The sequence below is a fragment of the Pararhizobium sp. LjRoot255 genome (assembly GCF_964252905.1).
In the GTDB taxonomy this organism is placed as follows: Bacteria; Pseudomonadota; Alphaproteobacteria; order Rhizobiales; family Rhizobiaceae; genus Pararhizobium.
Genome location: NZ_CAXUPQ020000001.1, coordinates 826,375 through 840,941, shown reverse-complemented (window position 1 = coordinate 840,941; position 14,567 = coordinate 826,375). Strand labels below are relative to the sequence as shown.

Sequence of the window (14,567 nt, the reverse complement as noted above, 5' to 3'; positions counted from 1 at the left end):
CGGCATTTCACCGTTTCGGGGCAGGGCCGGTGGAGGCTCTGACGATCAGTTCCGCCCGCCAGAGCTCCTGATCCGGATAGTCCCCGGTCTTCAGAATGCGGGAAATCAGCCGGGTTGCGATGCGCGAGCCGGCGGCCCTGAGCGACGAGCGCGTGGTCGTCAACGGAACGCTGAAATTTTCCGGTTTCAGCATCGGCAACACGTCGTCATGGGCGATCAGCGAGATATCGGTGCCGATCTGAAGTCCCGCCTTGTTGATGGCCCTGACGGCGCCGAGCGCGATCACGGTACTGGAACACAGAACGGCGGTCGGCGGCTCTTCTCGTTCGAGAAACTGCTGCATCGCCCGGTGACCATATTCATCTGTCATCAGCGAATGCTGCGACAGGCTCTCGTCAAATGACAGGCCGTTTTCCTCCATTGCGCGCTGCATGCCCTTCTTGCGCCGGATCGAAAACGTTAGATTGGCCGGGCCGTTGATCAGTGCGATCCGCTGGTGCCCGAGCTGGATCAAAAGCCGCGTCGCGTCATGGAAGGCCGCGGTGTTGTCGATGTCGAGGAAGGGGTAGTCGGCCGGTTGCCCGATTGCCCGCCCATGGACGACGAAGGGGATCGACAGCGATTTCAGCATGGCAATGCGCGGATCGTTGGCGCGTACATAGGCGAGAAACAGCGCGTCCACGTTGCCGCTGGCTGCCAAGCGCTTGAACGTTGCTTCCTCGTCGTCGGGGGCGCTTGGATTGATGACGAAATGAAAATCATGCCGGACGGATTCCTCGCCGAGCCCGGCCAGGAATTCACCGAAATGGACGTCGGAATCGATACCCGGGGCAATCGGCATGACGAGGCCGATGGAGCCGGCGCGGCCGGTGGCCAGCCTCTGGGCAGCGCGGTTCGGCCTGTATCCGGTCTCGCGCACGGCGCTCAGCACCCGCTGGCGTGTTTCGGCGTTGACTTCCGGATATCCGTTGAGCGCCCGGCTGACCGTCGTTTGCGACAGGCCCAACATTTCCGCGAGCTGTTTCAAATTGACATTCATGATCAGCGCGTCCTCCCAAAGCGCTTTGATTCTTATTTGGTTTTTACGTCAATCCACAGCGCGCGGCGGATTTTGTATCACCCGCGACGGCAGTCAACCAGAAAATTCCGCTTCATTGCGCTGCAAACATTCGCTGCATTGCACGCTTCGGTGGTTTTTTTGGCGCTTACGGGAAACCCCTTGACTTCCTGCCCGCCTAAATGGTTTGTTAGCAAACTCAAAGCGCTTTGAATTTGGGGGCGCAATGATGTTCGCCCGGCGTCAAATGGGCTGGGTCTTTCGTGGGAGGAAATGACGTGAAGAGAACATTCTTGATGGGAGTGGCAGCGATTGCGCTTGCGGCGGGTGCCGCAAATGCCGCCGAGTTGAAATTCAAGCCGGGCGAAGATTCCAAATTCAACTGGGGAAGCTACGAGGAATTCAAGAAGGGTCATGACCTCAAGGGTCAGACGCTGACGATCTTCGGCCCCTGGCGCGGCGAAGACCAGACGCTGGTCGAGTCGGTGCTTGATTATTTCCGCGAGGCGACCGGCGTGGACGTGAAATATTCGTCCTCGGAAAACTACGAGCAGCAGATCGTCATCGATACGCAGGCAGGCAGCCCGCCGGACGTCGCCGTGCTGCCGCAGCCGGGCCTGATCGCCGATCTCGCTTCGAAGGGCTATCTGACGCCGCTCGGCGAAGAGACCCAGAAGTGGCTTCTCGACAACTACGCTGCCGGCCAGTCCTGGGTCGATCTGGCGACCTATGCGGGCAAGGACGGCAAGAAGGAACTCTACGGGTTTCCCTACAAGATCGACGTGAAGTCGCTCGTCTGGTACGTGCCGGAAAACTTCGAGGATTCGGGTTACGAAGTTCCGAAGACCATGGAAGAGCTGAAGGCGCTCACCGAGAAGATCGTTGCTGACGGCGGCACGCCCTGGTGCATCGGTCTCGGCTCCGGTGGTGCTACCGGCTGGCCGGCAACCGACTGGGTCGAGGACATGATGTTGCGCACGCAGCCGGCCGATGTCTATGACAAGTGGACCACCAACGCCATTCCGTTCACCGATCCGGCCGTGACCGGCGCGATCGATGAATTCGGCTGGTTTGCCAAGAACGACAAGAACGTCGATGGCGGTGCCGCAGCCGTTGCCTCCACCGACTTCCGCGACAGCCCGAAGGGCCTCTTCTCGTCCCCGCCGAAGTGCTACCTGCACCATCAGGCGTCCTTCATCCCGTCCTTCTTCCCGGAAGGCACGGTTGTCGGCGAGGATGCGGATTTCTTCTACATGCCGCCTTACGCAAGCAAGGCCGACCTCGGCAACCCTGTTCTGGGTGCCGGCACGCTCGCCATGATCACCAAGGACACGCCGGCCTCGCGCGCTTTCATCGAGTTCTTGAAGACCCCGATCGCGCATGAACTCTGGATGGCGCAGTCCAGCTTCCTGACGCCGCTGAAGTCTGCGAACAAGGACACCTATGCCAACGGCCCGATGAAAAAGCAGGGCGAAATCCTTCTCAATGCCACGACGTTCCGCTTCGACGGTTCCGACCTGATGCCGGGCAAGATCGGCGCGGGTGCGTTCTGGACCGGCATGGTCGACTATGTCGGCGGCAAGTCGTCGGCTGATGTCGCAGCTGGTGTCCAGAAGGCCTGGGACGCGATCAAGTAAGGTCGAAGCATATTGGCAGGGCGGCTCGCCAGCCTGCCAACCCGCTAAAAAACGGTGCCGGGATCTGTCCCGCCACCACAATCAAAAAACTGGAAGACCCGAGACTCTGCTTCGATCCGGTATCGGGAAGAGCGGATGTCGAAAGGGCGTCTCTGAACGGACGCGGCCCTGCCGGGCGTGTGATGCCACAATCATCGCCGGGCAGCTGACCGTTCAGCCTGTCGCGGGATCCCGGCGGTGCTGGTATCGAGCGACACGGGCGGACAGGCCGCGCCGACGGCCATGTATTCCTGGGGAGGGAAGTTGCCATGCAGCAGTTGCTTTTTGCCGTCGTGACGATGGCCGCGGGAGTTCTCGCCTGCGCCGCCTATTTTTACGGGACGAACTGGGTTCTTGACCGGATTTTTCCGTCGAAAGGTCTGGCCGGCAAGGTTGCGTCGCGCAACCTGCGTATCACCAACACCATCCGCCCCTGGCTCTTCCTCGGGCCGGCGATGGTGTCGCTGACGATTTACCTGATCTACCCGGTGATCGAATCCGTCTGGCTGAGCTTCCACGGCAAGTCCGGGCAGAACTTTGTCGGCTTGAGTAACTTTCACTGGATGATGAATGATGGCGAATTCCATCAGTCGATCTATAATAATTTCCTCTGGTTGCTCGTCGTTCCGGCAGCGGCCACCTTCTTCGGCCTGATCATCGCGGCGCTGACCGATCGCATCTGGTGGGGCAACATCGCCAAGACGCTGATCTTCATGCCGATGGCGATCTCCTTTGTCGGCGCCTCGGTCATCTGGAAGTTCATCTACGATTTCCGCCCGGAGGGTTCCGAGCAGATCGGTCTTCTGAACGCGCTCGTGGTTGCTTTCGGCGGATCGCCGGAAGCCTGGATGACGCTGCCCTTCTGGAACAACTTCTTCCTGATGGTGATCCTGATCTGGATCCAGACCGGCTTTGCCATGGTCATTCTGTCGGCCGCGCTGCGCGGCATTCCGGAGGAAACGATCGAGGCTGCCGTCATCGACGGTGCCAATGGTCTGCAGATCTTCTTCAAGATCATGATCCCGCAGATCTGGGGCACGATCGCAGTCGTCTGGACGACGATCACCATTCTGGTGCTCAAGGTGTTCGATATCGTTCTCGCCATGACCAACGGCCAGTGGCAAAGCCAGGTTCTCGCCAACCTGATGTTTGACTGGATGTTCCGCGGGGGCGGTGATTTCGGACGCGGTGCTGCGATCGCCGTCGTCATCATGGTGTTGGTGATCCCGATCATGATCTGGAACATCCGCAACGCTGCCAAGGAAATGGAGGGTCGCTGAGATGATTGCTTCTTCCCGCTCGCCGCTCATCTGGGTTGTCCATCTCTCTGTCCTTTTGCTCGTCCTGCTCTGGACGCTGCCGACCGCCGGCCTGCTGATCTCGTCGTTGCGCGACAAGGACCAGCTCGCCGTCTCGGGCTGGTGGACCGCCCTTTCCACCTCGACACAGAGCCTCGTCTATCGCGCCCCGGGCGCCGACAAGCAGGTGGAGAAGGACGGCAAGTTCGTCATTGCCGGCAATCTGCTCGAAGGCCAGTCGACCGGTCAGGTCTCGGCCTTCGGTTTCAACAGCCGCGAACCGGCGGCATTCCAGCCGGGGCAGACGGCCGATCTCGGCGACGGTGAAAAACTCACGGTGCAGGCTGGCGGCGCATTTGAAATCGTCGCCGACAAGGCGATGGAAGGCACGCGCGGCCAGCGCATCTTCTATACCGCAGCCGTTCCGCCGCGCTTCACGATAGACAACTATCTTGAGGTCATGCGGGCCGAAGGCATCGGCGCTTCCTTCATCAACTCGCTGACGGTCGCGATACCCTCGACGATTATTCCGATCCTGGTCGCCGCCTTTGCGGCCTATGCACTGGCCTGGATGAAGTTTCCCGGCCGGGCGATCCTGATCGCCGTCGTGGTCGGCCTTCTCGTCGTGCCGCTGCAGATGTCGCTGATCCCGCTGCTGAAATTGTACAACGGCGTCGGTGCCTTCTTCGGTGTCCCCGCCAAGACCTATGTCGGCATCTGGCTGGCGCATATGGGCTTCGGCTTGCCGCTCGCCATCTATCTGCTGCGCAACTATATGGCCGGCCTGCCGCGCGAAATCATGGAGTCCGCTCGTGTGGATGGCGCCAGCGATTTCGATATCTTCGTCAAGATCATCCTGCCCTTGTCCTTCCCGGCCCTCGCTTCCTTCGCGATCTTCCAGTTCCTTTGGACCTGGAACGACCTGCTGGTTGCCATGGTCTTCCTCGGCACGGGCAACGACTCGCTCGTCCTGACCGGGCGCCTGGTCAATCTGCTTGGCTCGCGCGGCGGTAACTGGGAAATCCTGACGGCATCCGCCTTCATCACCATCATCGTTCCGCTGATCGTCTTCTTCAGCCTGCAGCGCTATCTCGTGCGCGGCCTGCTGGCGGGCTCGGTCAAGGGCGGCTGATCTTTCAAAAACGGGAATTGGACTGAAATGAACATGAGCATGACCCAGGCGGGTGGTTCCATTCTAACGGCCGATCGTGACTGGTGGCGCGGCGCGGTGATCTACCAGATCTATCCGCGCTCATACCAGGATTCCAATGGCGACGGCATCGGCGACCTGAAGGGCATCACCGCGCGCCTGCCGCATGTCGCCTCGCTCGGCGTCGACGCGATCTGGATCTCACCGTTCTTCACGTCGCCGATGAAGGATTTCGGTTACGACGTCTCGAACTACAACGGCGTCGATCCGATCTTTGGTCTGCTTGCCGATTTTGACGACTTGATTGCCGAAGCGCACCACCTCGGCATCCGGGTGATGATCGATCTCGTGCTCTCGCATACCTCCGACCAGCACCCATGGTTCGTTGAAAGCCGCTCCAGCCGCTTCAATCCGAAGGCGGATTGGTATGTCTGGTCGGATTCCAAGCCGGACGGTACGCCGCCCAACAACTGGATGTCGATCTTCGGTGGCTCGGCCTGGGCATGGGACCCGACGCGACTGCAATACTACATGCACAATTTCCTGACATCGCAGCCGGACCTCAACCTGCACAATCCGGAAGTTCAGGACGCGCTGCTCGCGGTCGAACGCTTCTGGCTGGAGCGCGGCGTCGATGGCTTTCGGCTGGATACGATCAACTTCTATTTCCACGACAAGCAGCTGCGCGACAATCCGGCGCTGGCTCCGGAACGCCGCAATGCCAACACGGCGCCGGCGGTCAATCCGTATAATTATCAGGAACATCTCTACGACAAGAACCAGCCGGAGAACCTGGAGTTCCTGAAGCGTTTTCGCGCCGTCATGGACGAGTATCCGGCAATCGCCGCCGTCGGCGAGGTCGGTGACAGCCAGATCGGGCTCGAAATCGCCGGGCAATACACATCCGGCGGCGACAAGATGCATATGTGCTACGCCTTCGAATTCCTGGCGCCCGATCCGCTGACGCCGGCAGGTGTCGCGCAGGTGCTGCATGATTTCGCGAAGGCGGCGCCGGAAGGCTGGGCCTGCTGGGCGTTTTCCAATCACGACGTGGTGCGCCATGTCAGTCGCTGGGGGCTCGATATCGCCGATCACGAGGCGCATTCGAAATTCCTCGCCAGCCTGTTGATGACACTGCGCGGATCCGTCTGCATTTATCAGGGCGAGGAACTCGGCCTGACCGAGGCAGACCTTGCTTTCAAGGATCTGCAGGATCCCTACGGCATCCAGTTCTGGCCGGACTTCAAAGGCCGCGACGGTTGCCGCACGCCGATGGTCTGGGATGGCAGCGCCGTCAATGGTGGTTTCAGCGAGGCTAAGCCGTGGTTGCCGGTGCCGCAGGAGCATATCGCCCGCGCCGTCTCGGTCCAGCAGGCGGATCAGCGCTCGGTGCTCAATCACTACCGACGCTTCCTTGCCTTCCGCAAGCAGCATCCAGCTTTCGCCAAGGGCGAGATCGAGTTCCGGGCCTATGAGGCGCCGGTGCTCGGTTTCGAGCGCAGATTCGGCAACGAGACGATCCTGTGCCTGTTCAACATGAGCGGCGAGGCGACAACCGTGGACCGGCCGATCGTAAAGCTCGACGTGCTCGACGGCCACGGTTTCGAATCATATCTGGGTGACGAGAAGATCACGCTACCGGCGTGGAGCGGCTTTTTTGCCCGTGTCGAATAATCGGATCAAGCCGGCATCCACGGGTGCCGATAAAAATGAGAGAAGAAGGGGAGGATGACATGTCGGGTTTGCAACTGAAGGATATCCGCAAGTCCTATGGCGCGGTTGATGTCATTCACGGCATCGATCTCGAGATCAAGCAGGGCGAGTTCGTGGTTTTCGTTGGTCCCTCGGGCTGCGGCAAGTCCACGCTCTTGCGCATGATCGCCGGGCTTGAGGAAATCTCCGGCGGCGAAATGTATATCGCCGATCGCCTGGTCAACGACGTGCCGCCGTCGCAGCGTGGCATCGCCATGGTCTTCCAGTCCTACGCGCTCTATCCGCATATGACTGTCTACGACAACATGGCGTTCGGCATGCGCATCGCCAAGGAACCGAAGGAGGAGATCGACCGGCGCGTCCGCTCCGCCGCCGATATCCTGCAGCTCACCACATATCTCGACCGTCTGCCAAAGGCGCTCTCCGGCGGCCAGCGCCAGCGCGTCGCCATCGGCCGCGCCATCTGCCGCGATCCGAAGGTGTTCCTGTTCGACGAGCCCCTGTCGAACCTGGACGCTGCCCTTCGCGTCGCCACTCGCATCGAGATCGCCAAGCTGAACGAGGCCATGGCCGATACGACGATGATCTACGTTACCCACGATCAGGTTGAGGCGATGACGCTGGCTGACCGTATCGTGGTTCTCTCTGCCGGTCATATCGAGCAGGTCGGTCCGCCTCTCGAACTCTACGAGCGCCCCGCCAACCTTTTCGTCGCCCGCTTCATCGGCTCTCCGGCGATGAACATCATTCCGGCGAAGATCGTCGGCACAGGCGCGGAAACGACGGTCGAACTGACCGGCGGCAAGCGGGATGTTCTCGGCATCGCGACCGCGGCCTCCGAAAACGGCAAGACCGCAAGTTTCGGCGTCCGCCCGGAAGACCTGCGGGTTTCGACCGGCGACAACTTTCTGTTCGAGGGTACCGTTGCGATCATCGAAGCGCTGGGCGAAGTCACCCTTCTCTATATCGAGGGACTGGTCGCCAACGAACCGATCATCGCCAAGATACCCGGCATTCTCGATATCAAGCGCGGCGAGAAGGTCCGGTTCACGGCCGACAGAGCCAAGCTGCACCTGTTCGACGCGAACGGCAAAAGCTATCGCGTATAGGCCCCGCGAGGCGTTCGGCGGATCCGTCCGGAATTCTTTTCCGGCCGGATTTTCTTGCAACCGGTACTATTTCCAGCGCACCAATCACACTCTGTTAAATCTCCGCCGCTAATCTGTTGGAAACACGTTAGGGGAGTAGATCGATGCGGGAACAGGCATCCGATAAACCGACATATCTCAGCCGCGAAGAATCCTTCATGTACGACCGGGAAGCCAACTTTCCGATGGAGGAAACCCGCAACGAGGCACGCATCGAATATACCGAAAACGGTATGCTCAACCTCTCCTCGCGCCGCTGCGAACTGCTGCAAATCTCCAGAAGCAGCGCGGTTATCGGCATCGCCACGCAGTTCAAGCTGCCGCAGAATTTCTATCTCGATATCCCGAGCGCCCGCATCGGCATGATCGGCTGCATCGTCAAGCGCGTCCATGCCAACAACATCCTCGAAGCGCGTTTCCTGCGCCTGATGTCGGAGCGAGACCTCAACCGCATCTTTGTCTACAGCACCCATCCCAACCACCGGAACCGTGTGCTCGACATCTACCGCTGATCGTTTCACTTCTGCGCGATCGGCGCGGCCGGTTGTTGCCCGCGCTTGACTCTGCTCGCAAGAGACGGATTGATAGGCATCGGACACGGCAAAGCGAGATGATCACCGATGGAACGACCCTATCGCCTATCCTGTCATTGCGGCGATATCTGCCTTGAAGTCGATGAAGAGATTTCCGAGCTGATCGAATGCAATTGTTCGACGTGCCGGCGCTCTGGCTTCCTCCACTGGAAGGTGCCCGCCAACAAGATAACGCTGCTCAGCGAGCGGCGGCGCATGTCCACCTATGTCTGGCGCTGCGTCACCGAAGGCCATCATTTCTGTCCAACATGCGGCGTTGCCCTGATGCGAACCGGCTATCCCGGCGAGCGCGTGTCGATCAATGCCCGGTGCATAGAGGGTATCGATATCTTCGACTTGAAGATCGAGCGTTATGACGGCCGCAGCGACATGCACCCCGGTCCGCTGCCCTGATCAAATTTCTGCAGAAGAAACCCCCCGGTTCGATACCGGGGGCTACCGCTTTTGCTTTCAGTGGAAGAAGACACTGGCGCCGTGTTCCGCCGCACCGACAGCGGCCCGGAACGGTGCGAACATTTCACGACCCATCCCGAATTCGTTGAGGGACAGATCGGCTTCGGCCGGCGCGCGGCTGGCAAACTCCGAGGCATCGACAAGCACCTCGATCGTGCCCTGGATGGCGTCGAGGCGAATGACGTCACCCTCGCGGATACGGGCAATCGGCCCGCCGTCCTTGGCTTCCGGCGTCATGTGGATCGCCGAAGGAACCTTGCCGGAGGCGCCGGACATGCGGCCGTCGGTAACAAGCGCCACCGTCTGGCCGCGGTCCTGCAGGATGCCGAGCACGGTGGTCAGCTTGTGCAGTTCCGGCATGCCGTTGGCCCTCGGCCCCTGGAAGCGGACGACGGCAATGAAATCGCCCTCAAGCTTGCCTTCCTTGAAAGCCGCCTGCAGTTCCGACTGGTCGTGAAAGATCCTGGCTGGCGCCTCGATGACGTGGCGTTCCGGCTTGACGGCGGAAATCTTGATGACGGCCTTGCCGAGATTGCCGGTCAGCATCTTCAGGCCGCCCGACGGCTGGAACGGATGATCGATGGTCGCGAGCACCTTCGGGTCATGGCTCTGCTCCGGTGCCGGTTCGCGGTGAACGGCGCCGTTGGCGCCGAGCTTCACGTCGATCGCATAAGCATCGAGCCCCTGGCCGAAGACGGTGCGGACGTCGCCATGCAGCAGGCCCTTCTTCAGCAGCTGGCCGATCAGGTAACCCATGCCGCCGGCGGCATGGAAATGGTTCACGTCGGCAAGTCCGTTCGGATAGACGCGGGCAAGCAGCGGGATGATATCGGACAGCTCCGAAATATCCTGCCATGTCAGCGCGATCCCCGCCGCACGGGCCATGGCGACGAGATGCATGGTGTGGTTGGTCGAGCCGCCGGTGGCGTGCAGGCCGACGACGCCGTTGACGATCGAGCGTTCATCGATCATCTCGCCGGCCGGAGTGAATTCGTTGCCGAGCGCGGTGATCGCAAGAGCCCGTTTCGTCGCTTCCCTGGTCAGGGCATCACGCAGCGGCGTGCCCGGATTGATGAAGGAGGCGCCGGGCAGGTGGAAGCCCATGATCTCCATCAGCATCTGGTTGGAGTTTGCCGTGCCGTAGAAGGTGCATGTGCCGGGGCCATGATAGGACTTCGATTCCGCTTCGAGCAGCTCGTCGCGGCCGATCTTGCCTTCGGCGAACAATTGCCGCACACGGGACTTCTCGTCGTTCGGCAGGCCGGAGGTCATCGGGCCGGCCGGAATGAAAACGGCGGGCAAATGGCCGAAGGTCATGGCGGCAATCATCAGGCCGGGCACGATCTTGTCGCATACGCCGAGATAGACGGTGCTGTCGAACATGTTGTGCGACAGGCCGATCCCTGCTGCCATGGCGATCAGGTCGCGCGAAAACAGCGAAAGCTCCATGCCGGGCTGGCCTTGCGTGACGCCGTCGCACATGGCCGGCACGCCGCCTGCCACCTGTGCGATGCCGCCCGCTTCATGCGCCGCCTCGCGGATAAGGGCAGGGTAGGTCTCGAATGGCTGATGCGCCGACAGCATGTCGTTGTAGGAGGTGATGATGCCCAGATTGGGCACCGTGTCACCCGAAAGGGCGACCTTCTCCGAGGGGGAACAGACTGCGAAGCCGTGGGCAAGGTTGCCGCAGCCGAGAACCGAGCGATGCACACCCTTCGCGGCCGCGTTGCGCACGCGCTCGAGATAGGGTTCGCGGAAGGGTTTCGAACGTTCGACAATGCGGGCAGTGATAGCGGCGATGCGGGAATCGGCGGACATGGCATATCCTGTTCCGGAGTCCTTGTGACTCCTTTAGTCAGCATGGTTGCGGTCAATCCGGGCCTTGGGACCCCGGATCCTGGCTCTAGGGTGCCCAGTAAATCTGAAGCGGAGACGAGGCCCGGCGCAACATCGCCCGGATCGGCATCTCCGCCTCGTCGCCGGGCGCTTCTGCCTTGGCAAGAACGTCCTTCTTGCCGTTGCCTTCGATATGGAGCACGAGAAACCGGGCGTCCTGAAGGCTGGAGAATGTGAATGTCAGGCGCGGCTCGCCGGCCCCTTCTGCTTCCATCGTCATCACGCCGCGCGGCGTGGCGGGGTCAAGCGCCTCGGCAAGGCGCGAACCGCCGGGAAAGAAGGAAGCGGTGTGGCCATCGCCACCCATGCCGAGGATGACGACATCGAAGGGACAGCCGATGCCGGCGGTCTGCTTCGCGGCAGCCGCAGCCGCTTCCTCGGCGTTCGACGCAGGATAATAGAGCGGCTCAAGCTTTGCAGCCGCGGCTGCATCGACCAAGAGGTTTTCGCGAACGAGCCTCTCATTCGAGCGGTCGCTGTCGGGGTCGACGAAACGTTCGTCCACCAGCGTCACCGTTACCTTGGACCAGTCGATCGCTTTGCCGGACAGGGCCTTGAAGAAGGCCTTCGGGGTTGAGCCGCCCGAGACGGCGATGCAGGCTTGCCCGCGCGTGGCGATGGCCGCCGAGAGCGCTGAGGCCACGGCGCCGGCCAGCCCTTCGGCAAGGGCAGCACCGCTATCGAAAACATGCATCGCAGCCGTCATTCCATCGCCCCTCAGATCACTTCATGCCAGGTGCGGCCGTCACGCTCGATCAGCGCGATCGCCTGGCTCGGACCCCAGGTGCCGGCCGTATAGGCTTGAACCTGCTGGCCGACGGCTTCCCATGCTTTCAGGATCGGATCGATCCAGCGCCACGCGGCCTCGACCTCGTCGCGGCGCATGAACAGGGTCTGGTTGTTGCGCACCACATCGAGGAGCAGGCGCTCGTAAGCGTCGGCGCTGCGGGCCTTGAAGGCCTCCGCGAAAGTCATGTCGAGCGAGACGTTGCGCAGTCGCATGCCGCCCGGACCCGGGTCTTTGATCATCAGCGACTGCTTGACGCCTTCGTCCGGCTGCAGCCGGATGATCAACTGGTTGGCAGCGATGCGGCCCGCTGCCTCGTCGAAGATCGAGTGCGGGATGGGCTTGAAGGTGATGACGATTTCCGACATGCGGCCCGCCATGCGCTTGCCCGTGCGAATGTAGAAGGGAACGCCGGCCCAGCGCCAATTGTCGACCTCCGCCTTGATGGCGACGAAGGTCTCCGTGTTGGAGACGCCGCCGTCAAGCTCCTCGAGGTAACCCTTGACCGCACCACCTGCGGAAGCACCCGCCTTGTACTGGCCGCGCACGGTGAGTTTCTCGACGTTGGCGGGGGTGATCGGCTTCAGCGCGCGCAGCACCTTCAGCTTCTCGTCGCGCACGGCTTCCGCATTCATCGACGGCGGCACTTCCATGGCGACAAGGCAGAGAAGCTGCAGGATATGGTTCTGCACCATGTCGCGCAGGGCGCCCGCCTTGTCGTAATAGCCCGCGCGGCTCTCAAGACCGACGGATTCGGCAACCGTGATCTGGATATGGTCGATATAGGAGGAGTTCCACAGCGGCTCGTAAAGCGTATTGGCAAAGCGCAACGCCATGAGGTTCTGCACGGTCTCCTTGCCGAGATAGTGGTCGATACGGAAGATCTGCTCTTCCTTGAACACCTTGCCGATTGTGTCGTTGAGTTCGAGCGCCGAGGCAAGGTCTCGGCCGATCGGCTTTTCGACGACGATCCGCGTCGTCTTCGTGATCAGCTTGTGGTCACGAATCCGTTCCGAGATGTCGCCGAAGATGGCCGGAGCAACGGCAAGATAGAAGGCGCGGACCCGATCCTTGCTTTCGTCGAGCAGATGCTTCAACTCGTCCCAGCCATTGTCAGACTTGGCGTCGATGGGGACGTAAAAGAGGCGGTCGGCGAAAATCTTGACCTGACCCTCGTCATATTCGCCCGGCTTGAGATGCTCCTTGAGGGCGTCCTGGGCAAATTTTCGGTATTCTTCGTGGCTGAGCGCGCTGCGCGATGCGCCGATGATGCGGGTCGGATCGCTCAATTGGCCGTCCAGCTGACGATGATAGAGGGCGGGAAGCAACTTGCGCTCGGCAAGGTCGCCGGTGCCTCCGAAAACCACATAGTCAAAGGGTTCCACAGGGATGATCTGGCTGCTCATGAGAAATCTCGATCTCGTTCTGGTCTGAGGAGTTTATAATCTAATCGATTTAAAAGCGCTAGGGTGCGATGCAATAAAATGACACGGCACGGCTTTTAGAATTTGTCGCGCAAGGCATACCAGCTGAGCGCGAGGAACAAAAGCACGGACCGGAAGCGCGTGCCGCCCGGGAAAGCCGGAACGTTCAAGTCCCGAAAAAGGTCGAGATCCGACCGGTTTCCGGTCAAGAGGTCGGCATAGAGCTTGCCACAGTAGTTTGACAGCATGACGCCATGGCCGGAATAGCCGCCGATCGAGGTGACGCCGGGCATGACTTCGCGCACGAAGGGCTGGCGCGGCATGGTGATGCCGACGGAGCCGCCCCAGGCATGGGTCATGTCGACGTTGGCCAGCGACGGGTAGATTTCCGTGATCTGCCGGCGGATATGATCCGTGATATCGCGCGGATTATCGGCCGTATAGGCCTCGCGGCCGCCAAACAGCAGCCGGCCGTCCTTTGATTTGCGGAAATAGCGCACGACGAAGCGCGAATCGGCAACGGCCTCACCGCCGGGCAGCACATCCGGGAAATCGGTGAGGATTTTTGTTGCACCGATGAAGGAACGGATCGGCATCACATGTCGCGCCGTCACCGGTTCGAGATTGCCGATATAGCCGTTGCAGGCGATCAACGCTCTGTCCGCGCGGATATTGCCCCTGTCGGTTTCGATGATGATCCGGCCGCTGTTCCGATTGACTTTCAGCGCCCTGGTCTTCTCATGCAGCGAGGCGCCAGCAAGCGCCGCCTGCTTCGCCAGGCCGACGAGCAGCTTCATCGGCTGGATATGGCCGGTGCCGGTGTCGCGGATGCCGAATAAATAGCGCTCCGAACCGAGCCGGGCGACGGTTTCGTCACGATCCATGAAGCTCTGGTGCGGATAGCCGTAGCGAGACGCCGCAATCTCGACGCAGTTGCGGTAATCCTTCTCAAGGCTCTTCCTGTGAGAGACGTTGAGCTGGCCCGGAACATATTCGATGTCGATGCCATGTGTGGACGCAAAGTCGAGCAGGTACTTCTTCGCATCCTCGGCGAGGTCGAACAAAGCCTTCGAACGCTCGAAACCAAGTGAATCCTCCAGGTCCTCCGGCGACCAGCGCTGGCCGGTGCCGAGTTGCCCGCCGTTGCGGCCGGAAGCGCCGTCGCCGAAGCGGCAGGCGTCGATCAGCGTGACGCGAACCCCTTTCAGCGCGAGATTGTAGGCGGCTTGCAGACCGGTGAAACCGCCGCCGACAATCGCGACGTCGGTCTCGACCGAGCCGGACAGCGCCGGATATTCCGGCCGCTCCGGCACGTTGTCTTCATACCAGGAGATTCCCGGCGAGATCGGGCTTTGCCAAGGCATGGCCTTAA

Annotated in this window: 12 protein-coding genes; 7 read left to right on the top strand and 5 right to left on the bottom strand. The window is 61.0% G+C overall.

What is annotated here, in order from left to right; genetic code table 11:
* Positions 1-7: 7 nt before the first annotated feature.
* On the bottom strand, positions 8-1,039 hold the full coding sequence (locus ACSQ2W_RS04200) for a substrate-binding domain-containing protein (protein WP_436085133.1): 1,032 nt from the start codon (positions 1,037-1,039) through the stop codon (positions 8-10).
* A gap of 296 nt (positions 1,040-1,335) precedes the next feature.
* On the opposite strand from ACSQ2W_RS04200, the gene ACSQ2W_RS04195 reads away from it, so the two are divergent.
* The 7 genes from ACSQ2W_RS04195 to ACSQ2W_RS04165 all read left to right on the top strand — a co-directional run bounded on the left by ACSQ2W_RS04195 (position 1,336) and on the right by ACSQ2W_RS04165 (position 9,028).
* A complete protein-coding gene (locus ACSQ2W_RS04195; protein WP_436085132.1) occupies positions 1,336-2,694 on the top strand; it encodes an ABC transporter substrate-binding protein in 1,359 nt (452 codons plus the stop codon).
* Between the two features lie 308 nt (positions 2,695-3,002).
* On the top strand, positions 3,003-4,013 hold the full coding sequence (locus ACSQ2W_RS04190; RefSeq protein ID WP_436085131.1) for a carbohydrate ABC transporter permease: 1,011 nt from the start codon (positions 3,003-3,005) through the stop codon (positions 4,011-4,013).
* A gap of 1 nt (position 4,014) precedes the next feature.
* A complete protein-coding gene (locus tag ACSQ2W_RS04185) occupies positions 4,015-5,163 on the top strand; it encodes a carbohydrate ABC transporter permease (protein ID WP_436085130.1) in 1,149 nt (382 codons plus the stop codon).
* Positions 5,164-5,202: 39 nt separating this feature from the next.
* The gene (gene bglA / locus ACSQ2W_RS04180) at positions 5,203-6,855 is read left to right on the top strand and encodes a beta-galactosidase BglA (RefSeq protein ID WP_436087669.1); all 1,653 of its coding nucleotides are present in this window, start codon (positions 5,203-5,205) and stop codon (positions 6,853-6,855) included.
* Between the two features lie 59 nt (positions 6,856-6,914).
* Positions 6,915-8,003: an ABC transporter ATP-binding protein gene (locus ACSQ2W_RS04175; RefSeq protein ID WP_436085129.1), complete on the top strand. Its 1,089-nt coding sequence runs from the start codon at positions 6,915-6,917 to the stop codon at positions 8,001-8,003.
* Between the two features lie 143 nt (positions 8,004-8,146).
* Entirely contained in the window at positions 8,147-8,554 is a 408-nt protein-coding gene (locus ACSQ2W_RS04170) for a hypothetical protein (RefSeq protein WP_436085128.1), read from the top strand.
* Between the two features lie 108 nt (positions 8,555-8,662).
* Positions 8,663-9,028, top strand: coding sequence for a GFA family protein (locus tag ACSQ2W_RS04165; RefSeq protein ID WP_436085127.1), 366 nt, complete (start codon positions 8,663-8,665; stop codon positions 9,026-9,028).
* Positions 9,029-9,085: 57 nt separating this feature from the next.
* Here ACSQ2W_RS04165 and edd read toward each other — a convergent pair whose 3' ends face one another.
* From edd to ACSQ2W_RS04145, 4 genes are all read right to left on the bottom strand, one after another.
* Positions 9,086-10,906 carry a phosphogluconate dehydratase gene (edd, locus tag ACSQ2W_RS04160; protein ID WP_436085126.1) on the bottom strand — a complete coding sequence of 607 codons (1,821 nt, stop codon included), beginning with the start codon at positions 10,904-10,906 and terminating at the stop codon, positions 9,086-9,088.
* Positions 10,907-10,991: 85 nt separating this feature from the next.
* A complete protein-coding gene (gene pgl, locus ACSQ2W_RS04155) occupies positions 10,992-11,690 on the bottom strand; it encodes a 6-phosphogluconolactonase (RefSeq protein WP_436085125.1) in 699 nt (232 codons plus the stop codon).
* An 11-nt stretch (positions 11,691-11,701) separates the two neighbouring features.
* On the bottom strand, positions 11,702-13,177 hold the full coding sequence (gene zwf / locus ACSQ2W_RS04150; protein WP_436085124.1) for a glucose-6-phosphate dehydrogenase: 1,476 nt from the start codon (positions 13,175-13,177) through the stop codon (positions 11,702-11,704).
* 95 nt (positions 13,178-13,272) lie between these two features.
* A complete protein-coding gene (locus ACSQ2W_RS04145) occupies positions 13,273-14,559 on the bottom strand; it encodes an NAD(P)/FAD-dependent oxidoreductase (protein WP_436085123.1) in 1,287 nt (428 codons plus the stop codon).
* Positions 14,560-14,567: the final 8 nt, after the last annotated feature.

Bases quoted from the DNA above. Each gene is read 5' to 3' on its own strand.
- ACSQ2W_RS04190 (WP_436085131.1), top strand. From the start codon at position 3,003: ATGCAGCAGTTGCTTTTTGCCGTCGTGACGATGGCCGCGGGAGTTCTC.
- ACSQ2W_RS04145 (WP_436085123.1), bottom strand. From the start codon at position 14,559: ATGCCTTGGCAAAGCCCGATCTCGCCGGGAATCTCCTGGTATGAAGAC.
- ACSQ2W_RS04170 (WP_436085128.1), top strand. From the start codon at position 8,147: ATGCGGGAACAGGCATCCGATAAACCGACATATCTCAGCCGCGAAGAA.
- ACSQ2W_RS04175 (WP_436085129.1), top strand. From the start codon at position 6,915: ATGTCGGGTTTGCAACTGAAGGATATCCGCAAGTCCTATGGCGCGGTT.
- bglA (WP_436087669.1), top strand. From the start codon at position 5,203: ATGACCCAGGCGGGTGGTTCCATTCTAACGGCCGATCGTGACTGGTGG.
- pgl (WP_436085125.1), bottom strand. From the start codon at position 11,690: ATGACGGCTGCGATGCATGTTTTCGATAGCGGTGCTGCCCTTGCCGAA.
- ACSQ2W_RS04185 (WP_436085130.1), top strand. From the start codon at position 4,015: ATGATTGCTTCTTCCCGCTCGCCGCTCATCTGGGTTGTCCATCTCTCT.
- zwf (WP_436085124.1), bottom strand. From the start codon at position 13,177: ATGAGCAGCCAGATCATCCCTGTGGAACCCTTTGACTATGTGGTTTTC.
- ACSQ2W_RS04200 (WP_436085133.1), bottom strand. From the start codon at position 1,039: ATGAATGTCAATTTGAAACAGCTCGCGGAAATGTTGGGCCTGTCGCAA.
- edd (WP_436085126.1), bottom strand. From the start codon at position 10,906: ATGTCCGCCGATTCCCGCATCGCCGCTATCACTGCCCGCATTGTCGAA.
- ACSQ2W_RS04165 (WP_436085127.1), top strand. From the start codon at position 8,663: ATGGAACGACCCTATCGCCTATCCTGTCATTGCGGCGATATCTGCCTT.